Raw genomic sequence first — 11,513 nt, forward strand, 5'->3', positions numbered from 1 at the left:
GTAAAACTGCACAGACTGCATCAGAATAAATCTCTCAAAACCTGTTCTTTTCTGGTTCTTGAGACCGAAACGGCTTTTCCATCTTCCATTTCCAGATAACCACCATCTGCCTTCACGAAGCTTTTGACGTAGTATTTATTGACAATAAATGAATTATGACTTCTGATAAATCTCGGGTCATCCAACGTTTCATGAAGCGATTTCAGGTTCTTGCTGGCCAGATACTCTTCACCTGTTTTGATCTTTATTTGAGAATAATTGCCTTGTGCTTCACACCACATAATCTGATCAATATCAAAGAAGATATAGCCTTTTGCAGTTGGTAAGGAGATTTTACTGAAATTCTTGCTCTCATTTTTCATGAGGTTAAGCAGATGATCAAAAAGCTGATGCTGTTCTTTGATCTTATTTTTCTTCTCGACAAGTTTTACAGCCTCAATTAACTCCTCTTTTTGAACTGGTTTCTGAATGAAATCCAGAGCAGCATATTTTATTGCTTTGATAGCAAATTCATCAAAGGCAGTCACGAAAATGACTTCAAAATCAAAGGGTTGAAGCTCAGATAGCAGGTTGAAACCATTAAGACGAGGCATCTGAATATCCAGAAAAACCAAGTCGATTTTGTTCTCTTTGAGGAAGTCCAGAGCTTCAACAGGGTCTGAAAAAATAGCCTCAATTTTCAGAGTAGGCAGATACTTCTGAATAAAGTACTCCAGAGTTTCATTGCAATGTCGCTCATCGTCAATGAGAACAGTTTTGATGCTTGTCATTTGATAGCGTCTCTTCTTTTTTTCAGCTCCCGCCAGGTGGTCAGAATGATGTTGTTTTCTTCGATGTATTTTTTGAGGTCTGGGTCTGTCATGGCTAGCATGTCTCCTTTTCTGGTTTGCCCTGAATTTGATATTTCAGTGAAAACCTCTGTAGGCCATGTACAATGCATAATAACCATTGTTATGCCGGGCATAAGCTTTTCAAAACTTTCAATGTAATTTTTGGTTTTGTACCTCTGAAGTTCTTTTTCAGACATAGCCTCTTCTCCTTTCCAGTCGTAAGAAATATTATGCAGGTCGTCAAGAACGGGTAAACCAGCAGCCCATAATTGCTTCCCTATTGCTGTGGTAATCTCAAGCGTAAGTCCGGTGCTGCCAGCAGTTTCCATGATCATGGTATTATGCCCTCCAGGGAACATCACCGGAATACCTTCTTCCATTCCTACTTTGAGATAACGTTCCAGATAGTCCTGACGGGCAAATAGGGTACCCATGTGGCTGTCAAGGTGAGTTGGCTCCCAACCCATGGTTCGGGAACGGTCAAGTTGGGCTCTGATCTCTGTTTCAATTTCGTCGGCGGAAGCATGCGTTGCTGTAGCTCTGACTGATGACCAAAGAGCTCCCTGCTCGTCTACGAGGCCCGGTACAGCAGGTTTGCCAGCCAAGGGTCCCCAGCGGTAATTATCCCATTCTGAAGTTAGTGTAAGGTGAAGGCCTGCATCAATATTCGGGTGTTTCTCAAGGTATTTTTGAAAGCCCGGTACCCAGCTGCACGGCATCATCATACTCAGGCTGTTGGCTATGCCATTCTCAATCGCTTCAATGGCTCCGAGATTGGAGTCGTGACTCATTCCAACATCATCTACGTGAAGAATGAGCACTTTAGCATCTTTTGGGTAGCCCAGTAATTCAGCATAGCTCTGAGCTGAAAGTTGATAGCCTAAAAGGCATAAAAAAAGGAAGAGAAATCTCTGCATCTTCTGATTTACTTATAATCAAAAGTAGAGAATTCTCCTCCTGTATCAAAGAGGCTTTTAAACCCTTAAGCCTTCACAAAAACAATGGTTAATGTACTGGTAAGGTCGTCTGGGTCAACAGTGGTTACTGTAGCTGTATTGCCGCTGAAAGTAATATTTCCCGGAAGCGTTGAGCCATCTACATCTACCTGAATCGTACTGCCTGTCAGGGTATAAGAGCCACCGGTGCCCGAAAGAAGAGCCAAAGTTTCTCCATCATCATCAACACAACCAGCAGGTACAAACGTAGAATATGTTCCATTGGCATCAAAAGTATAGGTGATTTCTGCTGAACAAGGGAAAAAGGCCACATAAAGTGCCCAGAAATTGGTCTCTTGTCCGTCAGCGTCTGTAAGAATTACACTTTGGATTTTCCAGGTGCCTTCTATGGGTGAAGATGGCTCTGGATCAGAACTTTTACAGGCAGCTAAGGCAAAAATTAGTGCCAGAATGCATAGTTTGGCTTTCATGAGTTTCATTTGAGTATTTTTATGACTAATGGTCAAACATAGATAATTATCTTATGGATAACTGTGAAATACCGTTATAATTATATTTTTAATCTACATTCTACCGAATATTATTCGATCACTGGCCTTCAGATGTCTCGTAAATCACTTTGAAAAGTGAAAATTCATCCTGAGTATCGTGGCTTAATTCCCAGACCATTACACCGGCAAGGTTCTTTTCGATAGCTAACTTTACCTTTCTTTCAATAGTAAACATGCCATTATAAAAGTGCCCGTTCCAATAGTCGTCGTACGGACTGGCACCTTCCTGAAGAAGTTTTTTGTACGGGAATCCAAAATTTCCGAACCCTTTTTTAGCATAAAATGGCAGGCCCAAAACACATTTTTCGGCAGGGAGATTATGATCATTTAACCAAAAATCAAGGCAGCGTACGGCCATTGAGTAGGGTGAGTGGTGTTTGAGTTCTTTAGGGCCATAATCACCGTCGTAAACCATAATGTTAAGCCAGTCCATGTAGGGGTAAACTTCTTCTTTAATACCATAAGCTTGTTTTCCAGCTGAAACGACTGCGGCAGTAAGTTCTTTGCCTGAAGCATGTAATTGTTGATATAGTACACGGCAAAGGGTAACAAAATCATCTGCCGAGCGGTGGTCAGGGTCCGGATACTCCCAGTCTAAATCCACACCGTCAAGGTGATATTTATTGACGAAGTCCATTGTGCTTTTAATAAATCGAGCTTGTCCCTCAGCAGTTTCGGCCATTTTATGGAAACGGGTATCATCGCCGCCACCATCGCCAATACCCCATCCGCCGATGGAAATAAAGACTTTGACCTCTTTTTCATGAGCGGCTTTAACCAAACTTTTGAGATAAGAATCATCTTCCAACGGAATTAAGGTGTCTCCCGTTTTCGCTGGTATGGCAAAGGAATAATTGATATGAGTTAAATATTGAAAAGGAATCTCCTCGATCGGTGTCCGGGGTACACAGTAAGCGATTTTTTTGAAATTTTGCTGTGCAACAGCTCCAAAGGAAAGAAGGCAAAGCAGGAGTAATAAGTTTTTTCGCATGATTGGTTTATTGATGAGGTTTCAATTTAGAAAATCAAAACTCTGATCTGAAAGAATGTCGCCTCAAGGCCGATTTGAGTAGGCGTTTTCAGCTTTTGATTTTGAAAAATCAGGGATTGCAGTGAATTTTAAAGCCCTCAACTGATGTTGATCCAAGACCTGTAAAATATAAATCCAAATTTTTTCAGTGCCTGAAATCAAAGTTGCTTTCGACCCTGTTTACTGCCACCCATTGCCGGAGGGTCATCGGTTTCCGATGGAGAAGTATGAGCTGATTCCCGGTCAGTTACTTTATGAGTGTAGTTATGATCAATCCGACTTTTTTAGTCCTAAACCTTTGAAATGGGAATTGGCTGCCCAAGTTCATACGGCCGAATATATTGAGGCTTTACAAAAGCAAACAGTGACAGCCAAAGAAGCTCGAAAAATTGGATTGCCAATGTCTGCTGAATTGGTCAAAAGAGAGCTTATTATCACTCAGGGGACAGTTGATTGTTGTGACTTTGCCATACAAAACGGCGTGGCTCTCAATGTAGCCGGTGGTACGCATCATGCTTATGCCGGCAGTGGAGAAGGCTTTTGCATTTTGAATGACTTTGCTGTTGCAGGAGCACAACTATTGACCGAAGGCAAGGTCTCAAAAATCCTCATTATTGACCTGGATGTGCATCAGGGCAATGGAACAGCGAAAATTTTCGAGAACGAAAAGCGTGTTTTTACCTTCTCAATGCACGGCAAAGACAATTATCCGCTCAGAAAGGAGGTGTCTGATCTGGACATTCCGCTGGAGACGGGTTTGAGCGATAAAGAATACCTTTCAATTCTAAGGTCTACTCTTGATCGTCTCATTGCTGAGCAAAAGCCTGACATTCTATTTTATGTTTCCGGCGTAGATATTCTGGAGACTGACAAACTGGGAAAACTTTCTTTGAGCCTGGAAGGCTGCAAAGAAAGAGATAGAATTGTGCTTGAAACGTCACGGAAAAAGGATATTCCATTGGTTATCGCCATGGGTGGAGGTTACTCAAAACAGTTAAGGGTAATTGTAGAAGCTCATTGCAATACCTTCAGACTGGCTAAAGAAATTTTTAATTAACAAGTCTGCTATTTCCATTTGACTGGCATCTTAGTTGCAGGTTAAATAACAATGTAAAAGCATTTCATGACCAGAACCCTTTTAACCTTAATTTTTATTTCCCTTCTCTCTTGTGAAACTCTTGAAATCAACGATGCCTCAAATATTCTTGGTAGGTGGGAGATAGAGTCAGTAAACTTTAGAGTTGATGGCAAAGAGTACAAGGTTGATCCTGCAAAGCTCTATGAAGCATCCATGAATCAGTTGGTGTGGGAAATCAAAGAAAATAACAGAATTGATGAGGTTTTTGGAGGAAAGGCTTTCGCTCAGAATTACGAATATTTGAACTCGGAGAACAAAATAACCATCACGGGTTATAAGTATTACCCAAGAATTTTCCATTTGCAAACGGCGGGTGAAACACTCATAGCTATGACCCCGGAAATCAATGACCCGACATACGACTTCTCACATCAAAGTTGGGAGAAAAATGTATTGATTGATGCCGCATTTTTATTGCCTGGAAAGGTTTCACAATCCGAACTCAACGCAGCCTCGTCTGTTCAACAAGTGCTGACTTTTAGAAAAGCGGACTAGGATTTTACATCCGCTCCGGCACATCAATTCCTAATAACCTCATTCCTTTTTTAAGAGTCGCGGCGACTTGTTCAATCAAAGCCAATCTAAAATCTCTCAATTGGCTGTCTGACTCATTCATAACGCTTAATTCAGCGTAAAAAGAGTTGAACGTTTTCGCCAGATCATAGCAGTAATTCGCAATGACTGAAGGGGCGTAATCATTCGCAGCTTTTTGAATATAATTCGGGTATTCGGCAAGCAGACCGACCAGATCAGTCTCAATTTCAGCCATTTTAATATCACCGATTTGCTCTGGAACAGACAGACCGTCAGCAGCTGCCTTTCTCAAAATAGACTTGATACGAGCGTGAGTGTACTGAATGAAAGGGCCTGTATTTCCTTGGAAATCAATAGATTCTGCCGGGTTGAAGAGCATTCGTTTTTTAGGCTCCACTTTGAGTAAGAAGTATTTCAATGCACCCAGAGCCAATGTTCTGAAAAGCTCATCTTTTTCCGTTTCACTGAAATCGTCGATTTTTCCGCGTTCTTCGGTGGTTTCTCTGGCGGTGGCGATCATTTCTGAAACTAAATCATCGGCATCCACGACGGTTCCTTCTCTTGATTTCATTTTACCACTTGGCAGATCCACCATGCCATAGCTCAGGTGATAGCAACCCTCAGCATAGCTTCGTCCAAGCTTTTTGAGAATGGCAAAAAGCACTTGAAAGTGGTAATCCTGCTCATTGCCCACCACCCAAACGGATTTGTCCGTACCAAAATCTTTGAATTTGAGTTCAGTGGTTCCAATGTCTTGTGTGATGTAAACCGAGGTGCCGTCTCCACGCAAAACCAGTTTTTCGTCAAGTCCCTCCTCGCTCAGGTCGATCCAGACTGAATTGTCCTCTTTTTTGAAGAAAATACCTTTCTCTAGTCCTTCCTCTACAATGTCTTTGCCTAGCAAATATGTGTCAGACTCGTAGTATGTTTTATCAAAATCGATTCCGATTTTCTTGTATGTGGCATTGAATCCATCGTAAACCCAGCCATTCATTTTTTTCCAAAGGGTCACTACTTCTTCGTCGCCGTTTTCCCATTGCTGCAGCATTTGCTGAGCTTGTTTCATGAGCGGGGCGTTCTTCTTCGCTTCGTCTTCAGATTGGCCTTTAGCCATCAGCGATTTTATTTCTTCTTTATAAGCTTTGTCAAACTCCACATAGTATTTTCCAGCCAAATGATCGCCTTTGATGCTGGCACTTTCAGGCGTTTCGTCATTGCCGAAAAGTTGGTACGCAATCATGGATTTACAAATATGAATCCCACGGTCATTGACCAGACAAGCCTTGGTGACAGCGTAGCCATTAGCTTTGAGAATCTCCGAAACACTATGGCCCAGAAAGTTATTTCTGAGGTGGCCAAGGTGAAGCGGCTTGTTGGTATTTGGTGAAGAAAATTCGACCAGAACTGAAGATCCGTTTGAGTCAAAATCTGAATCGCCTTTTTTCTCTAAAAGGCTATTGAAAAGCGAGTTCCAGGTGTTTTCCTGCAATGAAATATTGAGAAAACCCTGCACCACATTAAAACCGGAAACCACGGAAGAGTTTTCTTTGAGGTACTCACCGATAGCATTACCAATTTCCACAGGATTTTTACGTAGCTTTTTCACCAAAGGAAAAACCACAAAGGTGTAAGTGCCTTCAAAATCTTTTCGGGTAGGCTGGAGAGTGACCTCCATTTCTTCCTGAAAAAGATGATTTAATGCCGATTGGATATCCTCGGTGAGTTGCTTTTCAATATTCATTTTTTGCTGTTTCGTAAACGAAGCTGCAAAATTAGGGATTTTAACCCGGTTTATGCATTGGAGAATCGTAGTGAAAAACTAAATGGCAAAAAATCAGACACTTAAATTTATTTGGCATAGTATACCTCTGGTAAATGAATTTAAGTGGGTTTACGGACTGATTTGAAGTCATTTCGTTTTGTAGCAGATTTTCTAATGTATAAAACGGGTTTATAAAAGGTATTGTCTGGCTTAATGGCTAATTTTGAGAAGTCTTCACAATGATGTGCCGACGACTCAATCAAAACGCTTCAATATGCTTCAATCAATGACGGGCTTTGGCTCGGCTTCTTTTGAAAATGATAAAGTGGCTATTACGGCCGATGTTAAAACCCTCAATTCAAAGTTTACCGATATTTTTTGCAGAATGCCAAAAACATTCTCTGATAAAGAAGTGGAGTTGAGAAACCTGTTATCTACGGAGCTGGGCCGTGGAAAAATCGAATTATCACTCAATGTGGTGCCCAAAAGTGAGGCAGGAGCCGGTACGGTGGTGAACAGGTCTTTAGTGAAAGCCTACTTCAAAGACCTGATGGAAACAGCGGCTGAACTTGGTTTTGAAGGTTCAAAAACCGATGTGTTGCGTATGGCCACCATGATGCCTAATGCCTATAATTCGGAGGCGGTCAATGAGGAGGAAGCAGCCGAAGATTGGAATAATATCCTGAACACGGTGAAAGTCGCGATTGATAAGTGCATCGAGTTCAGAACACAGGAGGGGCAGGCCACCAAGGTGAAATTTGAGGAGTATATCGCCAATATCGGGCAGTTTTTAGATAAAGTGGCCGAGCAGGACCCCAAGCGAATTCCGGTGATTAGAGAGCGGCTGCAAAAGGCCATTTCTGACTGGGAGCAAAACGAGAATTTTAACAAAGACCGTTTTGAGCAGGAGCTGATTTACTATGTAGAGAAGTACGATATTTCTGAAGAGAAAGTGAGGCTGGGCAATCACCTCAAATATTTTGTGGAAGAACTCAAAAAAGGTGGAAACGGTAAGCGTCTCAATTTTATTTCTCAGGAAATAGGTCGCGAAATCAATACCATCGGCTCCAAAGCCAACGACGCCGTAATTCAAAAGCTTGTGGTTCAAATGAAAGATGAGCTGGAGAAAATTAAGGAGCAGACGATGAATATAGTTTAGGGGGAAGACTTAAGACTCAAGACATAAGACTCAAGACATGAGACAAAAGACCTGTGACAGGCGAAACCTCCAAACTCAAAAACTTCCTGACTTCTAAACTTTCTAACTTCAAGACTTCCAACATCAAACACCAAACATCCGACCTCTAGCACAATGGAAACACTTCAAAATATCACCCCTTACGTTCCGGCTTTATTGCTGGGGGTGGCTTTGAGTGCGGCTTCGGGTTTCAGGATTTTTGTGCCGCTTTTTGTGGCGAATCTGGCGGCGAAATTCGGACTGTTTTCGCTGGCCGATAATATGCTTTGGCTGGGTGAAACGCCGGCGACGATAGTGCTGGCAGTAGCCGTTGTTTTTGAGCTGGCAGCCTATTATGTGCCTATAGTGGATAATTTGCTGGATACCATCGCGGGGCCGGCGGCGGTATTGGCAGGCACCCTACTGACAAGCTCCTTTTTGCAAATTGATGACCCCGTTATTCAATGGGGGCTTGGTCTTATTGCAGGTGGGGGAGTTGCTGGTACTATTCAGGCCGGTACTTCATTGCTGAGACTAGGAAGTACAAAGTTTACCGGCGGTATTGGCAATAGTTTCCTTTCTTCTTTTGAGAATATCATGTCGGTGCTGGTCTCTCTTTTTGCCATCTGGATTCCCATTTTCATTGGCCTGATCGCCCTTTATTTTGTGATTTGGGTCTGGCGGAAGCTGTATAAGCGGAGACAGCAAAAGCAAAACTCCAGAGAAATCTCCTAAACTTTCGTAGCACGACTAACTGAACTGAAGCGACTAAGGGTCTATGATTTAGTTCTCCGCTACAATTCTTAGCATTTTTTGCCGATTGCCCAATATTTTAGCAGATTTGTGCTAATAATTATTGCAGTATCGGATATGAAAAAAATCTGTAAGAACATCGCCCACCTGCGTCATTTACGCGGTTTATCTCAGGAAGCCCTGGCCGAAGAGCTCGGCATTACCCGCTCACGCCTCAGCTCCTGGGAAGAGCACCGGGCCGCTCCGCCGATTGATATGCTCATTGAGCTTTCAGATTATTTCCATATTTCGGTGGATTCCCTAGTTAAAATTGATCTCACCAAGGTCAATGACCTGCGTGACCTGCTGAAAATAGGAGGGAACCGCATCCTCTTTCCGGTTATGGTGGATCAGGATCAGAACGATCTCATAGAACTGGTGCCACTGAAAGCCTCGGCCGGTTATCTGGATGGTTATGCCGATGCTGAGTTTATTGAGCAGCTGCCCCGTATCAGTTTGCCGTATGCCACGCATGGCAAATACCGCGGCTTCCCAATCAAGGGAGACTCCATGCCACCGCTTACAGAAGGAGCCTATGTGATCGGTACGTACGTGGAGCAGCTGGATGATATCAAAGACGGTAACACCTATATTGTACTTACACAAAATGACGGGCTGGTGTACAAACGTCTTTATAATACATTAGATAATACTGGCACAGTTCAGTTTCACTCTGATAACAAGGCTTATCTGCCGTATGAAGTTAAGGCAGAAGACATTTTTGAAGTCTGGTCTTTTGTGTGTAGTATAAATCCTACTGATGTACAGGTTTCAGACCTTATTTACACCGCTATTCAGGATATTCAAATGAAACTGGGAGAACGGGAGCTACAGGCCGGGAAAGCGTAAAACAATACTGGCAGGTCTTTATATTCATTGAAATTCTGGAGATATTTCGGGGTAAAACGCTATTCATGGAAATTTTACGAACCGACTCTGAAAATCCGGACTTTCAAAAGCTTGTCAGCCAGCTTGATGCAGAACTTGCTGTCATTGATGGTGACGATCACGACTTTTACCATCAGTATAATGGTATCACAATGATCAAACATGCTGTGGTGATTTTTCATAATGGCCAGCCAATAGGCTGCGGGGCGATCAAAGAATATGATGCTGAAAGCATGGAGGTCAAGCGAATGTATGTTTCTCCTGAAGGAAGGTCAAAAGGTACCGGGACAATCATTTTAAAGGAGCTGGAGACATGGACTCTGGAACTCGGCTACCGCAAGTGTATTCTTGAAACAGGTAAAAGACAGCAAGATGCCGTAACACTTTACACAAAAAACGGTTATGAGTTGATCCCAAACTACGGGCAGTATGCCGAAGTGGAAAATAGTGTCTGTTTTGAGAAATATCTATTCTGAAAGACGGTTGAATTAGAAAAGACTTATGTTTTGAGGAGTGTCGTATACATTGTTTTTTCTATCCTATTTTTCTGGTCTTGTCAAATATCTGAGCCGAAACCAGCAGAAGAGCTTACTGATTTTCAGGAAGAGGCTATTGCCTACTTCAAAGAGGTAGCTTTGGGCTTCGAGTTTGGATCAGCCTCTCCCATTACCCGGAAATGGGAGGAACCAATGCGGATTTATGTATCAGGCTATGCTGAAGGGCCGTTGTATTCCACGCTTCAGAATGTTAGAAATGAAATTAATAGTTTAGTTTCTGATGGTTTTGAACTGGAGTTGGTGGCAGATTCTTTGGAGTCCAATTTTCATATTTTTTTTGGTAAAGCCGGTGATTATGTGGTTCGTTATCCCAGTCAAAAAGAGTATGTGAAGAGTAACTATGGACTTTTCTCGGTATTCTGGAATGGCCGAAATGAAATTAACAGAGGCCATATGTATGTGGATACTGAAAGGGCAGACAGCCGTGCTCAGCATCACCTTTTGAGAGAAGAACTAACACAGTCATTAGGACTGGCCAGGGACTCTGAAAAGTATCCTGACAGCATTTTTCAGCAATCCTATACCTACACTGATGAATACAGTGAAATTGACAAGGAACTTATCCGTCTTTTATACCACCCTCAAATGACCACCGGACTCACTGAATTAGAGGTAGATGCTTTGCTCAGAAGTATTTATACATCAGAGAACACCCTTTTGCAATAAAAAAGGTGGCCTTTCGACCACCCTTAAAAAATATCATGCGAGTACATTCTTAAAGAATGCCCTTTGCCATATTGAGGATTCCTCCTAACTGACCTGGTAAGGCTTTTTCAGCTGCTTTGGCTGCAATTCCACCGCCGCCAAGTTTATTAACATTACCCATAGCACCGTCAATTAAACTAGAGAACTGGTTGGCATTGTCTCCAAGTATTGAAGAACCGCCTTTCATCATACCAAGACCTGATTTTAATAATGAGGCCTTGCCCATCAGGCTCCCACCTCCATTCAGAAGATTGCCAACTCTGTTGGCACCCAGCATAAGTTTGATGGTTGAAATTATTTTTTGAAGTGGGCCGGCTTTTACCATACCTCTGGATGCCAACGGAATCATCTTGTTCAAACCACTCACCTGATTCAGAAGGCCTGCTTTAAAATCGCCGCCTGTTTCATTTGCTTCGGTTTCCAATCCTTTGCTAAGTACTCCAAGAGCATCACCCAAAGCTTTGTTGTCGCCACTTTTTTGCAGCGATATTACTTTGTCAAGCATAGAGTCAATATTCTGAATCTGTGCTACGGAAACGGTAGAAGTTGTTAGGAAAAGCCCAATTAAGGCAAAAAATAATTTCTTCATTTTA

At 42.4% G+C, this 11,513-nt stretch carries 13 protein-coding genes; 7 read left to right on the forward strand and 6 right to left on the reverse strand.

Features of this window, described 5'->3' with window-relative positions; genetic code table 11:
* Window positions 1-20: 20 nt before the first annotated feature.
* The 4 genes from AFM12_RS12760 to AFM12_RS12775 all read right to left on the reverse strand — a co-directional run bounded on the left by AFM12_RS12760 (window position 21) and on the right by AFM12_RS12775 (window position 3,328).
* Complete coding sequence (locus AFM12_RS12760) at window positions 21-770, reverse strand: LytR/AlgR family response regulator transcription factor (RefSeq protein ID WP_055148780.1); 750 nt, start codon at window positions 768-770, stop codon at window positions 21-23.
* Complete coding sequence (locus AFM12_RS12765) at window positions 767-1,747, reverse strand: polysaccharide deacetylase family protein (RefSeq protein WP_055148782.1); 981 nt, start codon at window positions 1,745-1,747, stop codon at window positions 767-769. Before AFM12_RS12765 ends, AFM12_RS12760 begins: the two co-directional genes overlap by 4 nt.
* Before the next feature lie 65 nt (window positions 1,748-1,812).
* The gene (locus AFM12_RS12770; RefSeq protein ID WP_157687395.1) at window positions 1,813-2,256 is read right to left on the reverse strand and encodes a lipocalin-like domain-containing protein; all 444 of its coding nucleotides are present in this window, start codon (window positions 2,254-2,256) and stop codon (window positions 1,813-1,815) included.
* A gap of 118 nt (window positions 2,257-2,374) precedes the next feature.
* Window positions 2,375-3,328, reverse strand: a complete 954-nt coding sequence (locus AFM12_RS12775) for a glycosyl hydrolase family 18 protein (RefSeq protein WP_055148786.1) — start codon at window positions 3,326-3,328, stop codon at window positions 2,375-2,377.
* Window positions 3,329-3,515: 187 nt separating this feature from the next.
* On the opposite strand from AFM12_RS12775, the gene AFM12_RS12780 reads away from it, so the two are divergent.
* Window positions 3,516-4,424: a histone deacetylase family protein gene (locus AFM12_RS12780; RefSeq protein ID WP_229308502.1), complete on the forward strand. Its 909-nt coding sequence runs from the start codon at window positions 3,516-3,518 to the stop codon at window positions 4,422-4,424.
* Window positions 4,425-4,490: 66 nt separating this feature from the next.
* Window positions 4,491-5,000 (forward strand): hypothetical protein, encoded by a 510-nt coding sequence (locus AFM12_RS12785; RefSeq protein ID WP_055148788.1) that lies wholly within the window; start codon window positions 4,491-4,493, stop codon window positions 4,998-5,000.
* 4 nt (window positions 5,001-5,004) lie between these two features.
* Here AFM12_RS12785 and argS read toward each other — a convergent pair whose 3' ends face one another.
* The gene (argS, locus tag AFM12_RS12790) at window positions 5,005-6,780 is read right to left on the reverse strand and encodes an arginine--tRNA ligase (RefSeq protein WP_055148790.1); all 1,776 of its coding nucleotides are present in this window, start codon (window positions 6,778-6,780) and stop codon (window positions 5,005-5,007) included.
* Between the two features lie 295 nt (window positions 6,781-7,075).
* Here argS and AFM12_RS12795 point away from each other — a divergent pair, with 295 nt between their 5' ends.
* From AFM12_RS12795 to AFM12_RS12815, 5 genes are all read left to right on the forward strand, one after another.
* Complete coding sequence (locus AFM12_RS12795; protein WP_055148933.1) at window positions 7,076-7,960, forward strand: YicC/YloC family endoribonuclease; 885 nt, start codon at window positions 7,076-7,078, stop codon at window positions 7,958-7,960.
* A gap of 153 nt (window positions 7,961-8,113) precedes the next feature.
* Window positions 8,114-8,713, forward strand: a complete 600-nt coding sequence (locus AFM12_RS12800) for a DUF4126 domain-containing protein (protein ID WP_055148792.1) — start codon at window positions 8,114-8,116, stop codon at window positions 8,711-8,713.
* A 135-nt stretch (window positions 8,714-8,848) separates the two neighbouring features.
* Window positions 8,849-9,619: an XRE family transcriptional regulator gene (locus AFM12_RS12805; RefSeq protein WP_055148794.1), complete on the forward strand. Its 771-nt coding sequence runs from the start codon at window positions 8,849-8,851 to the stop codon at window positions 9,617-9,619.
* Window positions 9,620-9,684: 65 nt separating this feature from the next.
* The gene (locus tag AFM12_RS12810) at window positions 9,685-10,134 is read left to right on the forward strand and encodes a GNAT family N-acetyltransferase (protein WP_055148796.1); all 450 of its coding nucleotides are present in this window, start codon (window positions 9,685-9,687) and stop codon (window positions 10,132-10,134) included.
* A 30-nt stretch (window positions 10,135-10,164) separates the two neighbouring features.
* Window positions 10,165-10,881 carry a DUF2927 domain-containing protein gene (locus AFM12_RS12815; protein WP_055148798.1) on the forward strand — a complete coding sequence of 239 codons (717 nt, stop codon included), beginning with the start codon at window positions 10,165-10,167 and terminating at the stop codon, window positions 10,879-10,881.
* A 49-nt stretch (window positions 10,882-10,930) separates the two neighbouring features.
* Here AFM12_RS12815 and AFM12_RS12820 read toward each other — a convergent pair whose 3' ends face one another.
* On the reverse strand, window positions 10,931-11,509 hold the full coding sequence (locus tag AFM12_RS12820) for a hypothetical protein (RefSeq protein WP_055148800.1): 579 nt from the start codon (window positions 11,507-11,509) through the stop codon (window positions 10,931-10,933).
* Between the last annotated feature and the right edge of the window lie 4 nt (window positions 11,510-11,513).

It is taken from the genome of Jiulongibacter sediminis, assembly GCF_001306455.1.
GTDB classification, from domain to species: domain Bacteria; phylum Bacteroidota; class Bacteroidia; order Cytophagales; family Spirosomataceae; genus Jiulongibacter; species Jiulongibacter sediminis.